The following is a 14,645-nucleotide window of genomic DNA, read 5'->3' on the forward strand; positions in this document are numbered from 1 at the left end:
CCCGAAGGTAGGAGGTCTCAAGCCATGGGCCGCGCAAGGCCGCCCTCGAGCAACATCCGAAGCCGCCCCGCCTCGTCGAGCGCCGCGACGCTGCCGCACTCCAGCAGGTCGCCATCCACTCGCGGCGGAAGAGCCTTCAATGAGAGGCGAAGCGGCGCGCCACCCCGGACGTCCACCAGGCTCCGGTCGAACGTGGCCCGCTGGAACTGGATGGGCGCGAACACCGCGCTCGACTCCCCATCCACGTGCATCGCGCTCAGCCGCAAGGCGGCATCCAGGACGAGCGCGGGCACGGTGCTGCCCGCCTGACGCGGCTCGGTCGGCAGCCCCAGCCGCGCGAACCGGGCCGACGGCTCGATGTGAATCTCCTCCAGGCAGTCGAACATCTTCCGCAGCTCGATGGGCGCTCCCGCGGCGCAGTGCGGGTCGTGGACCCGCAGTGCCTGTCCCGACGGCACCGCCGCATCCAGCTCCGGCGTGCCCCGAGGCGGCTCCGCCGTCAGCGTGAACCGCGCCTCCGCATAGACGAGGTCCTTCTCCAGCACGACCCCCGAGGCATGGACGATGTCCCCCATCAGCCGGACCCGCACGCCAAGACGTCCGGGCACATCGATGAGGGGCGTGCATTCGGCGCGCAGGCGCTGGCGGCCCCCCGGCTTGACGCGGATGAAGCGCGAGAACCGGACGTCCTCGATGGTGACGGTGCGCAGCTCCGGCCGCCCGTTGCCCACCGCCGCTTGCAGCATCAGGTCCAACGCCCAGGCCCCAGGCAACGTGGGCGTGCCACGCACGAGGTGGTCCTCCAGGCACGGCACACTCGCCGCGTCCACGACCAGCTCGCGCTGCACGGGCCCAGCCGACGCGGAACGCGACTCCTCCGCGGGCAGGACCTCCAGTGCGTAGTAGGAACGCTCGCTCTCCGTGAGCTGGACGTTGATGGCCTGTCGAGGCCGCCCATCCACGAGCTGGAGGAAGAGCGCTTCGCCCTCCTCCGCTCGGATGCCACGCAGATGCCGGCTGGCCCCGAGCACGCGGTACTCCGAGCCCCGCGTCATGCCGATTCCGTCCCAGGCCAGCCAGCCCACGCTGCACCAACGGACCTCCTGGCTCGCGTCGCTGACCCAGGCGCAGAGCCGGTCCAGCGCCTCGTTCGCCGCGCCGTAGTCCGCCTGCCCGTCATTCCCGATGTAGCTGAACGCGGAGGTGAGGACGTGGAACGGCACCGGCCGCGCGAGCCGGCCCACGCAGGCCTCCCGCAGGTTCCGGAGCCCCAGCAGCTTGGTGCCCAGGTTCGTGCGCAGCTCCCCGAGCTGCCTCCGGTTCAGCTTCTTGGACGTCTGCGTGCCCGCCCCATGCACCACCAGGTCCAGCCGCCCATGCGTGTCGACGATCTCCTGGACCACGCGATCCACGTCCGCCGCGCGCGTCACGTCCGCGGCCCGGTAGAGCACCTCGCCCGGGAGCCGGCTCAGGCCCTCCAGCGTGGCCTTCAGCTCGCGAGCGGCCAGGAAGCGCTCGAAGCGCTTGCGCAGCGCTGGCATGCGCACGCCCCGGTTGCTGGCCAGCTCCGAGGCGTAGAACTCCCGCTCCACCGCCGGCAGGTCTTCCTCACGGGTCTGGAGCACGCGCAAGGGTGCCTCATCCGGGTCACTCCGGCCTACGAGCACCACCTTGCATCCAAACCGCTTGAGCAGGGCCCCCGCGAGGACCGCCGTGACGCCCCGCCCTCCGCCCGTGAGCAGGACCACCGAGCGCGCATCGAGCGTCGCCACCGGGTCCGCCGTGATGTCCGTCACCCGCAGCACGCGGACGCAGCGCAGCGGACCATCAAAGCAGACCTCGATGGAGTGATTCCCGTCCACCTCCGAGCCCAGCTCAGCCTCGGCCAGCTCGAGCGCCTCCTGGACCGGCATGGCCGTGGTGGAGATGGCCCGAACCTTCCGGGCAGGCACTTCCCGCCCGATGGACTTGAGCATTCCCGCGAACAGTCCCGACATTGGATGCAGGCATCGCCGTGGACCCACGGCGCCAATGCACAGGCTCACCAGCTCCACTTCACCACGAGACAGGCGCTCATACGCGCGACGGGCGACCAGGAAGAGCAACTCCAGGGCCCCGTGCTTCATCGCGGTGTCCGCGACCACCGCGGCCTCGAGCGCCCCTGCCTCGCTGCGGCTGACCGCGAGGATGACCTCGGGCTCGAAGCCAGACGCGGCCAGTCCGGCCTCCGCTGAGGCGTCAGTCGTGAGGTCGACGTACCGGAGGCGTCCCGAATCCGAACCTGTTCCCGGGCAGAGAATCAGGTGCTCCGCTCCACAAAGGGCATCGGCCCGGGCCGCGAGCTCGCGCGCGAGTGTCACGTCCTCCGCGATGAACAGCACCCGACGACCTCTGAGATATGACGGCCGCGTCTTCCGAGCTGGCCGCTCCACCAGCACGGGCGACAGGTACTGAATGGGCGCGGCATGGTCGAAGCCTCCCGAGGCGCCGTCGACTGGTGACGACGCGGATTCAACGGGACGGGAGGCACCCAGTCTTATTCCTTCTGGTGGCCGGGATGGCAGCTCGCTTCGGCCGTCCGTCACGGCATCAGGATGCGTCCGAAGCGATATCGGCCGGAGCTGCACTTCCAGCCGGACACCCGTCGCGGCATCGGGGTGGAACCGCAGCGTGCCAGCACGGCCCTCCGCCGCCGCCTGGACGGCGCGCAGCAACGCCAGGCTCTCCGCCGCCGAGTGCGGTGGCAGGTCGACACCCGCACCCGCCCCCTTCGCGCCACGAGTCGAAAGCCGGAGGTGGCACATGGGCGTCAAGCCGAGCCTTCGGGCCTTCTCCGCCGTCGTCACGGCGAAGAGCGCCGCGCCTTCCTCGGGCGGCTGTGCCCCCCTGAGTTCACCCGGCCTGCCGATGTGCGTACTGCCCACGAGGACCAGCTCGAAGCCGCTCTCCAGCAGCCCTCGCGCAGCCTGGAGCGCCGCCGAAGACGACGCCGCCCCCGCATCCACCACGAAGTTGGGCCCCTTGACGTCGAGCGCCCCCGCGACACGGCCGGGCGTGACGTTCGGCATCATCCCCTGGAGCGTGTACGGCCCCGAGGGACGGAGGCTCCCCATCACCGCGGAGTGAAGACGCTCCGCCAGGGGCAGCACCGCGGCGGACGCTGGCTCGCGATGAGCCTTCTCCCGCAAGCGCCGTTGCAGCGTGAAGGACAGGACGCGCTGGACGGCCTCGACGCCACGGCGCGTCTTGCCTTCGAGCCCCAACACGATGGCCGTCCCCGCGCGGAGCGTGTCGAACGTCCCCAGCTTCTGGACGAGCGCACTCGCGACCACGAGCCCCAGGTGATGCGTCGCATCCATGTCCTCGGAGATGTCGGGCAGCAGGCGCACAGTGGGCGGCAGGCGCAGTGCCTGCAGGTCGAAGCGCGTGCCTGGCTCGACGGGAACACCTGCTTCGGGTCGCCCGCGTCCATCCGGGAACAATCCCTCCGCGGCCACGACCACGAGTTCGGCGTCCGACGGGATGCCCTCGCGCGACCTCGGCGCTGACGAAGGCCCCCGGTACTCCTCCAGCACCAGGTGGGCATTGGTTCCGCCGAAGCCAAAACCGTTGGTGGCGGCACGACGAGGCAATTCGCCGTTCTCCGGCCAGGGCTGCTCGCGCGTGTTCACCTCGAAGCCCGGCCCCATGGCTCGCAGCGCGGCACCGGGCGCATCGAAGTTGGACTGCACCGGGAAGGTCCGATGCTCCATCGCCTTGCACAGCTTGATGACCGAAGCGGCACCCGCGGCCCAGCCCACGTGGCCAATCAACGCCTTGACGCTGGCGAGCTGAACGCCGCTGCGCTTGCCACCAAAGACGCGAGCAATCGACTTGAGCTCGGTGGCGTCCCCCGCGGGAGTGGCCGTCCCGTGCGCCTCGACATACTGCACGCTCGCCGGGTCAACCTGGGCTCCCGAATAGCACGCCTCCATCGCGGCCACCTGCCCCTCCGACCGGGGCACATTCGCCGAGCTGCTCCGGCCATCACTGGAGAGCCCCGCGCCGCGAATGACGGCATGGACCCGGTGCCCCGCCGCGACGGCGTCCTTCAAGCGCATCAGCCCCACGACGCCCGCGCCTTCACCGAAGATGACGCCGTCCGCGCGCGCGTCAAAGGGCCGGCTCCCCGTGGCGGACAGTCCGTTGAACTGGGAGAACAGACAGCTGTTGCCAGGCCCCGGCGAGAACACGCCGCCCGCGAGAATCAGGTCCGCGTCCCCACGCTCGATCGCCTTCATGCCCAGCGCCATGGCATAGAGCGACGACGCACAAGCAGCGTCCAGCAGCGTGGTGGCGACGCCCTGCCCCACCACGTCCGTCACCACGGCCTGCAACGTGGGATGCGGCGCCAGGTCACTGGAGATGGCGTCCACCCCAAATGCCTCACGGGCCGCGCTCGCGAGCGCCGCGACGTCCTGAACCCGCTCGCCCCGGGCGCACAGCAGGGCCTCCCCAGCCTCCACGCTCAGCGCGGCGTCGTACTCGGCCGACCCCTCCGCCGTCGAACCGAGCAGGCACTGGATGCGCGCGGGCGCCTTCAATGCCATGGGCTTCAGTCCCTGCACGGCCTGCGAAAGGGCGATGGCCAGCAGCTTCTGCTCGCGGACGTACCGCTGGAAACGCGCCGAGTCGAAGCCCGGCGGCGGGACCAGGTCCTCGTCCCGCACACACCCCGACAGCAGGGTGTACGTCCGGTCTGGAGTCCCCGCGGGGCCCGCGAAGTCCGTCACCAACTCGGGCTTCAGCAGGCCCTGGTCGACGATGCCGCTGATGCCCTTCCGGATGTTCTGCCAGTACGTCTCCGGGTCCTTCGCTCCCCCGGGGAGGATGCAGCCCAGCGACACCACGGCAATGCCGCTGTCGTCGACCGCGGCGACATCCACGGACTTCGGTTCAACCGGAAGCAGCTTGCTGATGACGCTCACCTCGGCAGCCGTCTCCGCCGGGATGATTTTCTGGACGATGCGCGCCAGGACTCCCGTGGTTCCGCAGTCCACGAAGCGCGTGCACCCCGCGCGGGACAGCGTCTCCACCGTCCCCAGGAAATCGAACGAGCGCACCAGGTGCGATGCGAGCGCATCCGCCAACTCTGGCTGCCCGCCCACATAGGCGCGCCGCTCAATGGGCGAATAGACGCGGCCACGCGGCGCCTGCATGGGCACACGGCCCAGCAGCTCGCGGAAGGCCTTCGCGGCTGGCGCCAGGTCTGGATGGTGGAAGGGGTACCGGCTCGAAACGAAGGTGAAGCCCTGCCCCCGGCCTTCCAGCAGCGCGCGGAGACGCTCGAGCGGACCGCGCGCTCCCGCGACCACCGTCTGCCGCGCATGATTGCGTCCCGCGATGTGCAACCCCGACGCGCCGCACTCCGCGATGGCGCGGGCGGCCTCGGGCTCACCGAGCGCCACCGCCGCCAGCGTCCCGAAGTCGTCGGGAAGCACCTGAAGCGCCCGGATGCGCTGGCAGACCACCTGCGCGCCAGCGCTCAAGTCGAGCGCACCCGCCGCCGTCATCGCGGCAATCTCCCCGAAGCTGTGCCCCACGAACACGTCCGGCCGCGCCCCCTGACGCTGCATCCACCGAGCCCCCAGGACGCCGGACAGGTAGATGCCCAGCTGGTCGAGCTGAGGCCGCTGTTCCAGCGCACGCCGGACCTCCGAGACGTCACGCGCGACAAGCAACGGCTCCGCCTCCACCCCGGCCGCCCGACATGCGGCGGCGATCCCCTGAAGCTCGTCTCCGAAGTCAGGCTCAAGCGCCTTCAATTGGAGGTAGAGCCCGGGCTCGAACGAACCCTGCCCGGCGAACAGGAATGCCGTCGCCCCCGGCGGCAGCACCAGTGCATCGGGCCGCGCGGCGGCACGCGCCGCGGGCGCCCCCTCCAGCGAAACGATGCGGGACGTCCCCAGGGACGCCGGGTCCGCGAGCAGCGACTTCGCCAGCGCCCGGAGAGGCTCCGGAAACACGTCCTTGAGCGCCGAGCCTCCCTGCTGGACGCAGTCCCGGAAGCTCCGTGCCCCGGCGCGCTCGAAGATGCCCGACAGGGAGTCGAAGCACCGCAGGAAGGACGCGGGAAAAGAGCACAGGGCGCCCGACGTCCGGTCCGCACAGAGCACCGTCTGGAAGCCGCACGCCACCGGCGACCCATCGCTCTTGAAGGTCCGGAAGCAGAAGCGGATGGAGACCTCTCCCCGCTCCTCCAGTGTCGTCAGCACCACCAACCGGTCTCCCAGGTTGGCCGGTGCCAGGTTGCGCGAGTAGCCCTCGTAGGTGAGCAGCAGCACCTGGTCGAAGTCGCGCCGGAACTCCGGCACGTCGAACACGTCCGGGCTGAAGAGCAGGTGCTCCCGCCCAGCACACTGAAACTTGAAGTTCGTGAGGAAGTGATGGCTCCCGTAGGCCATCGTGTCATCGAAATGAATGTCGTACGGGACCGCGAAGTAACCCATGGCGATTGGCTCCGGTACGAGGGTTCAGGAGTCGAGCGCGAGGAGCGCTCGCACGTCGTGGTCATGGGGGTGAGCCAAGCGCTGCGCCACGGGACGCCGTGCGTCCGGCAGCAGGCCGTCCACCGTGCCGGAGAGCCCCGCATCCACCACCCAGATGGCGCCGTTCACCCGGCGCGTCCTGGGCCCCAGGAGGAGCTCGGTGACGTCGGCGACATCCTCGGCGGTGCAGAGCTCCCCGCCTGGCGTGGCCGCCTCCCAGCGCGTGACCCGGCTCGCCGCGTCGGGGAACATGCGCAGCAGCTCTCCATGCACCGGTCCCGCGGACACGCAGTTGGTCCGGATGCCATCCGGCGCCAGCTCCGCGGCCAGGTAGCGCGTCAACGACTCCACCCCGGCCTTCACCACGCCCTGACAGCCCAGGTCGTGCATGTACCGCTGGGACATGGAGGTGGACATCGTCACGATGCCGCCGCCTCCACGCCGAGCCATCAGGGGCCGCGCGCGCATGGCGCACTCATAGGTCCCCGTGATGCACGTACGGAACGCCTTGTCCCAGTCGCGCGGGGCAATCCGGTCAAACGGTCCGATGAGGCCGTTGGACGCGTTGCACACCAGGAAATCCAACCCACCGAACTGCGCCTCGATGCTGGCGAACATCCGGTCCAGGTGCTCCTCCTGCGCCACCGACCCCCACGCGTGGAACGCCCTCCCCCCCGCGTCAATAATCTCCTGAACCGTCCGCTCGCCCTCGTCACGGGAATGGAACGAGTTCACCACCACCGTCGCGCCCGCGCTGGCCAGGCGGGCCGCGATGACCTTGCCAATCCCTTTCCCGGAGCCGGTGACGAACGCGACCTTCCCCGCGAAGGGCAGCACGGCTGGCGGCGGCGACTGACGCGGCGCTCGGTCCTCGCGCACGGGGGGCACGGCCACCGGCGCCACGACCGCCAGCCGCGCACGCGCCATGTCGCAGATAGCGGAAATCGTCCGCAGCCGCTGGGAAGGCTGCGGAGCATCGGTCAGGCCCAGCTCCTTGATGAGCACGGCCATCACCTCGGCCTGCTTGACCGAGTCGATGCCCAGCTCGTCCTCCAGGTCCGCCTCCGGCGCCAAGAGCGCTTCCGGATAGCGCGTCACCCGAGCGAAGACGGCACGGACCCGCGCCTCCAGGTCCGCCTCTGGCGGGCCCGCTGACGCCACCAGGGACACGGGAGCCACGACAGGCGCCGGTGGGGGCGTCGCGACAGCGGCAGGCCGCGCGTCCGCGAGCAACCGCGCCACCACGTCCGCCATCGCGCCCAACGTCCGCGCCTGCGCGCCCCGTGGCAGCCGCTCCGGCGGAATGTTGAACTCGCGCCCGACCACGGCCGCGATCTCCGCCAGCTTGACGGAATCAACGCCGAGCTCATCCTCGAGCTGTGCGTCCGCCGTCAAGATATCCACGGGGTACCGCGTGACGTCCGCGGCACAACGGCGAATCCGCTCCAGAACGTGCTCGACCGCGTGGGTACCCTGATGAGCTGCGTAGGTTGTCATGGCCGTCCCCTGGTTTCCCGGTTCGCGGCAATGAATGCATCAGGGGTCTGACACGACTTGCGGAGGCGGATGTCCCCGCACATCCAGCGCACGCAGAAGCGCGCACGCGGGAAATATTTCCAGGGGACGCAAGTTCATCCTTGCGCTGGCGCGGGCGCGTTCACCGGCGCTGGCGGACTGGCCGCGGGGCGGACGATGAGCTGGTCCAGGGACGGACGTCGCTTCATCGGGAAGGCCTCCAGCTTCACCGGGCGCCCCGTCCTCGCGGACTCCAGCATCGCGGTGATGACGCGCACGTCCGCGAGCCCTTCGCGGCCGGACGGCCCGGGCTCCTGGTCCTCCAGCACGCACTTCGAGAAGTAGAGCAGCTCCGGCGCGAACTGGTCGTGCGTCGCGAAGACGCGCTCCTCTGTCTTGCCCTCCAACGTGAGGACGTGCTTGCGCTCCTTCTCGTAGCCGAACGCGGACTCGACGAGCAGATCGCCCTTCTCCCCCACCACGCGGTAGCTGGAGACCGCCGACGCGGCGTGGCCGATTCCGAACTGCGCGATGCGGCCCTGGGAGAAGCGCATCAGCGCGAAGGCCGTGGCATCCACGCCCTTGAAGCGAGGGTCCTGCTCCTCGTCAGTAGCGCCGACATCATCGAAGTGGAGCCGGTAGGCGATCATCAGCTTGACGTGACGCTCGTCCGCGATGCGAATCATCGCCTCGCAGTCCTCCACTGAGGTCGCCATGGGCTTCTCGCGGAGGACGTGCACCCCCGCGCGGGCGGCTCGCTCGGTGAAGGCGCGATGCCGGGTGTTGGGCCATTGGTCGCCTCCGCGTGTGAGAGACACGCTGGGCCCCCGGGGCACCCGCCACAACCCACGCTCCGGGCGACGCCGCGCCGCCCGTCCGGACAGCAAGTGGCCCGTCGGACCGCCTCAGTCCACTTCCGCGTCGTGGCGCTGATGCCACTCCGCGATGGACTCCTTCGGATAGCGCTGGAACTTCTTGTCCTTCTTGCCCGCCTGGACGGGCACCCAGTCCGGCTTGAACTCGAGCATGATGTGGACCTGCTCGGGCGCCTCCGGGAGCGGCGTGTCGATGGCCGACGCGAACGGGTGAATCAGCTCCGGCCACGTCGGGTCATACAGCCACAGCGCGGAGCCGCAGCGGCCACAGAAGTGGCGCTGCCCCTTGCTCTTGTGCGCCTTCGCGTCCTCCGGATTCTGGATGCGCGCCCGGTACACCTTGAGGTGCTGCCGACCACGCACCTTGAGCGAGCTCGCGTCCCCCGACAGGTTGATGGCGAAGCCCCCGCCCCCTTGCGTCTTGCGGCACACGGAGCAGTAGCACCGCATGAAGGGAGACGGGTGATGCGTCTCCACGCTGAACCGCACGCCGCGACAGTGGCAGGAGCCTTCGAGTTTCATCACTTGTCCTTGGAGAGGATGAGCACGCTATAGGGCCCCAGGTTATTCAGGGTGCCGCTGGCCGGCATGCCGTCCTTGCCGTTCCACCGGCCGCCCACGTCGAAGCTCTGGGCGTTTCCGAAGTCACCAGAGTAGCCCTGCCAGTCGCTGTTGAAGCGCACCTTCCAGGTGCCGTCGGCGGGCAGGCCCAGGTCGTAGTTGGACAGGTGCTTGCCGCCCATGTTCACCACGACGATGGTGTCGTCGCCCGCGCCGCCCTTGTCCCAGCGGTGGAAGGCGACGACCTTGTCGTTGTTGTTCACGTGGTGGACGTTGACGTTCTCACCGCGCAGGCCGGAGGTGTTGTCGTTCCAGTTGCGCCGCAGCTTGATGAGGTCCGTGTACGCCTGGTTGATGCCGGCGAAGGTCTCCTTCTTCTTCCAGTCGAGCGGATCCGCGTCCTGGAAGTGGCCGTCCTCCAGGAACTCCTGGCCCTGGAAGATCATCGGGATGCCGGGGCTCGTCATGGTGAGCGCGGCGCCGATGATGGAGCGCTTCTTGGCGTGGTAGCCCCCCGCGTCCCAGCCCCCCACTTCGCTGGGCAGGCGCTGCTTGCCGTTGGCCACCTCGTCGTGGCTCTCCGTGTAGATGACGCGCTGGAGGGCGCTGCCGTTGTACTTGAAGCGGATGGCGTCAGCGACGGCGTTCATGTCCCGGTCGCTGTCGGAGAACGCCGTCAGCGCTTCACGCATCGGGTGGACGAAGTTGGCGTCCCACTGGCTGTCGAAGTTCGCCCCGTCCGGGTGCGTGAGGGCTCCGTCGGCGCCCAGGTCCTCGGCGATGACGATCTTCTGGGGGAACTCGCGGTTGACGGCCTCGTTGATGTCGCGCAGCAGCTGCCACCCCTCGGGGTTGTCCACGCCGCTCGCCATCCGGATTTCCTTGGTGGCGTCCACGCGCAGGCCGTCCATGTGGTACTCGCGCAACCACATCATCGCGTTGTCGCGCAGGTAGTCGCGGACCTCATGGCGGCCGTAGTCGGGCCGGGTGTCCCCCCACGGCGTCTTGGCGCGCCAGTCCGTGTAGAAGTAGCTGCCGCCCTTGCCGTACGTCTCACCGTCGAAGTCCCAGTGCGGCAGGTCGCTGGGGCCCAGGTGGTTGTAGACGACGTCCATGACCACGCCGATGCCGCGCTTGTGGGCCTCGTCAATGAAGCGCTTGAGGTCGTCCGGCGTGCCGTAGGCGCTCTCCGGCGCGTTGGGATAGGCCGGGTTGTAGCCCCAGCTGAAGTCCGCCGCGAACTCGGCCGTCGGCATCATCTTGATGACGTTGATGCCCAGGTCCGTGAGGTGGTCCAGCTTGTCGATGGCGCTCTGCCAGTTGCCGGGGCCCCAACCGGGCTCGTCGTTGAAGGTGCCCACGTGCATCTCGTAGATGACCGCCTCGTTCCAGGGCGGCATCCGGAAGTCGTGGTCGTGCTTCCACTGGTACGCGTTGTGGTCGACGACGATGGAGTTGCCGGTGGAGTTGGTGACGTCATTGGCGCGCGGGTCACCCTTCCAGCGCCAGTCACCGTGCTTGCCCTGGATGACGAACTGGTACTGATCTCCCGCCTTGGCGCCGGGAACGTCGAGCGAGAAGTTGCCGCTCGGCTCACGCTGCAGCTCCACCGCCTGCCAGTTGCTGAACTCACCCGCCACCTGCATGCGCTGGGCGTTGGGCGCCCACACGCGGAACAGGGTGCCGCCGTCGTAGGGAATGGCGCCCATGCCAGGGCGGCTGGAGGGCTGCGTGGGCACCGCGGTGGCGCTCATCCGCAGGGGCTCTGGCAACAGCGCCCCAGGGGTGTGTGGCAGCGACTGCGCGCCCGTCCCGCGGCTGCCCGCCAACGTGGCGGTGTGCCGCTGGGCTTCCGCGTTGCGCGTCTGACGGGCGTCGTCGAAGAAGTCCTTCACCGGGGCGCGCGGGGGAGCGACGGGGGTGGCCGCCCCTGGACGCTCCTTCGCGCGCGGCTCAGCGGCGCGCTGGGAGTCGGAGGACCTGGCGGTGGCGGGACGGCTCGGTTGATGGATCCGGGAGGTCATGGCTCGGCCGTTGTTCGTGCGAGGAGTGGGGGCTCCCCGAGTATCGGCTGGCCTGAGGCGAGGTTGCGTCCACCCGGCGCAATTTTCCGCTGATGTCCGACATTTGACCCGATAGTTTCCAGGGATGCTTTGAATCCCCGGATCTGGCGTGGCTCGCGGAGGTGCAGGGCGCGCGGTAGAACGCCGGTATGTCGGACTCGGACGACTTCCGTCTCAATGCACTGGCGCGCTACCGCAAGACGTCGAGCCAGCTCGCGCTGGAGGTCCACAGCCATTGCGAGGTGCCCGCGGGCTGTGGCGGCGTGGTGCTTCGCTGGCGAAGGCCCGGCGCGTCCATCGGCCTGACGCTGTCCTCCTACGTGAAAGGCGTCCCGGACGGCCTGTTCCTCGATGGGAATCCCCTGGTGGAGCAACGGATGAACGTCACCGCGGGTGCGCACGTCCTGTCTTTCGAAGTGAATCGTCCCGGCGACGCGGGCTTCGTCCTGATGCGGGCCCGGCTGAACCCGGAGATCGCCAGCGCGGTTCGCACGGAGCTGGCCTCCGCGCCGGATGGCCGCTGGACGGCCACGACACGGCCACCGCCCGAGGGCTGGCGCCTTCCAGACTTCGCCGACGCGGGGTTCGCGCCGTTGGTGGAACGGCCCGTTCCCGAACCGAATTCGAACGAGCGCTGGCGGTGGCAGATGCTGCAAGGTGACGCCACGGGCCTGGGCCTGGTTTCGAGCGCCACGAAGGCCTGGGTGCGGTGGTCCTTCCACGTGGACGATGAGGGCTTCAAATGAGCCGCCCTTCCCTGGTGCTCATTCCGCAGCACTTCGGCGCCCTCCTCTTCGACCGGCGCTCTTCTCGCTACATGCCCTTCGACGCACCCGCGGCGGCCGTGCTCACCCGCCTCACCGAGCACACCGCGGACGACGTCATCGGCGATGCGGAAGATGACGACCGGGACGCCGTCATCGGGCTCGTCCAGCATCTGTCGACGAAGGGCTACCTGCGGTTGGATGGCCGGCTCGCGGCGGCCCGCATCGACCGGACGCCCCCTCCCGACCACCTGCTGGGCCCGCTCGCCGTCCACCTGGAGGTCATTGGCGCGTGCAACCTCACGTGCACGCACTGCTTCGCGGGGGAGCTGCCGCGCAACCAGTCCCCGCTCTCCGTGAAGGAGATGGACGCGCTCTTCGCGCAGCTCGCTGGACTGGGCAGCTTCCGGCTGGGACTCACCGGCGGCGAGCCGCTGATGCGCAAGGACCTGCTGGACATCCTCGACGCGGCGACGGGCCATGGGCTCCACCCCTGCATCACCACGAACGCGCTCCTCATCGACGAACGGTGGGCGCGTGAGCTCGGCAGGCGCGAGCTGGTGTGGCTGAACGTGTCGCTGGAAGGCGCCCAGGCGGGGACGAACGATGCCGTGCGTGGGGCTGGCGTCTTCGACCGGGTGATGGAGAAGCTCGCGCTGCTCGGCCAGCATGCGCGCTTCACCCTCGCCTTCACGCTGACGCGCGACAACGTGGCGGAAGTCGAGGCCTGCGTCGCGTTGGCCCGGCGGGTGGGCGCGCATACCGCCGTCTTCCGCCCGCTGTACCCCGTCGGCACCGCTACCCGGCACCCGGAGCTGATGCCCACGTTCGACGGCTACGTGGACGCGCTCACGCGGCTGGAGCGCGTCGAAGCAGACTCGGACCTCTTCGCGCTCGACCCCTTCAGTCCTTCAGCGAGGGAGGAGCTGCGCGGCGTGGTGACGGAGGGCCCGGGCTGCGGCGCGGCGAACACGGTGGCCTCCGTCTCCGTCCAGGGCAACGTGAATCCATGCAGCTTCCTGGGCCGGGCCTTCGAGTCCGGCAACATCCGGACGCGACCGTTCGAGGACATCTGGCGTGACGGTCAGGCCTTCCAGCGCCTCCGCGCGAAGCAGGCGGGAGACCGCTTCACCGGAGGCTGCCGCGCGCGTGCGCAGTTCTACAATGGCTCCGCGTTCGCGGAGGACCCCTGGCAGGCCCAGGTTCAGGGCCCTGGCCAGAAGTCAGACCCACTGCCCGTGCTCGGCGCGGCGCGGGGACAGGGGGGCGCATGTCGGTAATCCAGGCCGCGCTGGGGAAAGCTCGGGCCCAGCGCGCCAGTGGAGACCTGGAAGGCGCCGCCGCGACGCTGGATGCGGTCGCCTGGCAGGCGCGAGAGGACGTCCTGCCCCTGCTCCAGGACGTGTTGGAGCAGCTCACCGTCATCGAGAACGGCTTCGTGTTCCGCTATGTCCCCGCAGGCACGTTCATCATGGGCAGCGACGACGGCGATCCGGACGAGCGCCCGGCCCACGCGGTGACGTTGTCCGCGTTCTGGATGAGTGACACGCCGCTGTCCTGGAGCGCCTTCGCCCGCGTCCTGGACTGGCCCGAACCGCCCGAGCTCCCCACGGACGAACAGCTCGGCGGATTCGCCGACGGCTTCGAGTACTTCAACGACTCGAAGATTCGTTTGCAGTACTGCGAGAACGACACCCTGCAGGCCAGTGACTGGCACGCCCACGACATCCACACTCGGTGGAGAGCGGGTGACGGCGTCGTCAAGACGTCACAGGACTTGTTCGGCACGCCAGAGCGCGCGGGCGAGGGCCCCTTGCGCTATGACCAGAAGCCCATGGTCGCGGTCGCCCCTTCGCTCGCGGAAGGCTTCGCGCGACGCTTGAGCACGCCTTCCGTCACCTATCGCCTGCCCACCGAAGCCGAATGGGAGCGCGCGGCGCGGGGCTGCTTCCGGGGCGCCGCGTACCCTTGGGGGAACGAACCTCCGGACGCGAGCCGCGCGGACTTCGACCGCTTCAACGACTTCTCGCTGCGCCCCATGCGCGCCTTCCCGCCCAACGACTACGGCCTCTTCGGCATGGCGGGCGGCGTGAGCCAGTGGTGCCAGGACCACTACGACGCCGACTCCTACCGGCGCTCGCCGAAGACGTCCCCCCTGTGCGTGCTGGGGGAGGACATCCCCGAGCGCATCCACGTCCTGCGCGGCGGCTCGTGGGCGGACTGCGCGGACGCCCTGCGCGTCAGCTTCCGCTCCGCGAGCGCCACCGGGGCGGCGCCCAACATCGGCTTCCGCCTGGTCCGGGTTCCTTCGCGGAGGTGACGCGAGCGGCCCGTGAGCCG

8 protein-coding genes are annotated in these 14,645 nt (G+C 69.6%); 3 read left to right on the forward strand and 5 right to left on the reverse strand.

Annotation, left to right across the window (positions count from 1 at the left end; all coding sequences use genetic code 11):
* Window positions 1–17 precede the first annotated feature (17 nt).
* From HV824_RS03355 to HV824_RS03375, 5 genes are all read right to left on the reverse strand, one after another.
* Window positions 18–6,488: a type I polyketide synthase gene (locus tag HV824_RS03355; RefSeq protein WP_176422638.1), complete on the reverse strand. Its 6,471-nt coding sequence runs from the start codon at window positions 6,486–6,488 to the stop codon at window positions 18–20.
* A 24-nt stretch (window positions 6,489–6,512) separates the two neighbouring features.
* Window positions 6,513–8,024 carry an SDR family oxidoreductase gene (locus HV824_RS03360; protein ID WP_176415455.1) on the reverse strand — a complete coding sequence of 504 codons (1,512 nt, stop codon included), beginning with the start codon at window positions 8,022–8,024 and terminating at the stop codon, window positions 6,513–6,515.
* A gap of 134 nt (window positions 8,025–8,158) precedes the next feature.
* On the reverse strand, window positions 8,159–8,878 hold the full coding sequence (locus HV824_RS03365; protein WP_368738013.1) for a Gfo/Idh/MocA family protein: 720 nt from the start codon (window positions 8,876–8,878) through the stop codon (window positions 8,159–8,161).
* 69 nt (window positions 8,879–8,947) lie between these two features.
* Window positions 8,948–9,439 (reverse strand): GFA family protein, encoded by a 492-nt coding sequence (locus HV824_RS03370; RefSeq protein ID WP_176415454.1) that lies wholly within the window; start codon window positions 9,437–9,439, stop codon window positions 8,948–8,950.
* Window positions 9,439–11,502, reverse strand: a complete 2,064-nt coding sequence (locus HV824_RS03375) for an alpha-amylase family glycosyl hydrolase (RefSeq protein WP_176415453.1) — start codon at window positions 11,500–11,502, stop codon at window positions 9,439–9,441. The genes HV824_RS03370 and HV824_RS03375 overlap by 1 nt, the downstream gene beginning before the upstream one ends.
* Window positions 11,503–11,690: 188 nt before the next feature.
* Between HV824_RS03375 and HV824_RS03380 the strand changes: the two genes are divergently transcribed.
* From HV824_RS03380 to HV824_RS03390, 3 genes are read left to right on the forward strand one after another with little or no spacing between them, the layout of a single operon-like run.
* Window positions 11,691–12,287 carry a hypothetical protein gene (locus tag HV824_RS03380; RefSeq protein WP_217917050.1) on the forward strand — a complete coding sequence of 199 codons (597 nt, stop codon included), beginning with the start codon at window positions 11,691–11,693 and terminating at the stop codon, window positions 12,285–12,287.
* Window positions 12,284–13,585 carry a radical SAM protein gene (locus HV824_RS03385; protein ID WP_176415452.1) on the forward strand — a complete coding sequence of 434 codons (1,302 nt, stop codon included), beginning with the start codon at window positions 12,284–12,286 and terminating at the stop codon, window positions 13,583–13,585. The genes HV824_RS03380 and HV824_RS03385 overlap by 4 nt, the downstream gene beginning before the upstream one ends.
* On the forward strand, window positions 13,576–14,625 hold the full coding sequence (locus HV824_RS03390) for an SUMF1/EgtB/PvdO family nonheme iron enzyme (protein ID WP_176422639.1): 1,050 nt from the start codon (window positions 13,576–13,578) through the stop codon (window positions 14,623–14,625). The genes HV824_RS03385 and HV824_RS03390 overlap by 10 nt, the downstream gene beginning before the upstream one ends.
* Window positions 14,626–14,645: the final 20 nt, after the last annotated feature.

The organism is Myxococcus sp. AM009 (assembly GCF_013372605.1).
Lineage (GTDB): Bacteria > Myxococcota > Myxococcia > Myxococcales > Myxococcaceae > Myxococcus > Myxococcus vastator.

Excerpts from the sequence above, each read along its gene's own strand:
- HV824_RS03385 (WP_176415452.1), top strand. The coding sequence starts at position 12,284 with ATGAGCCGCCCTTCCCTGGTGCTCATTCCGCAGCACTTCGGCGCCCTC.
- HV824_RS03370 (WP_176415454.1), bottom strand. The coding sequence starts at position 9,439 with ATGAAACTCGAAGGCTCCTGCCACTGTCGCGGCGTGCGGTTCAGCGTG.
- HV824_RS03360 (WP_176415455.1), bottom strand. The coding sequence starts at position 8,024 with ATGACAACCTACGCAGCTCATCAGGGTACCCACGCGGTCGAGCACGTT.
- HV824_RS03390 (WP_176422639.1), top strand. The coding sequence starts at position 13,576 with ATGTCGGTAATCCAGGCCGCGCTGGGGAAAGCTCGGGCCCAGCGCGCC.
- HV824_RS03375 (WP_176415453.1), bottom strand. The coding sequence starts at position 11,502 with ATGACCTCCCGGATCCATCAACCGAGCCGTCCCGCCACCGCCAGGTCC.
- HV824_RS03355 (WP_176422638.1), bottom strand. The coding sequence starts at position 6,488 with ATGGGTTACTTCGCGGTCCCGTACGACATTCATTTCGATGACACGATG.
- HV824_RS03380 (WP_217917050.1), top strand. The coding sequence starts at position 11,691 with ATGTCGGACTCGGACGACTTCCGTCTCAATGCACTGGCGCGCTACCGC.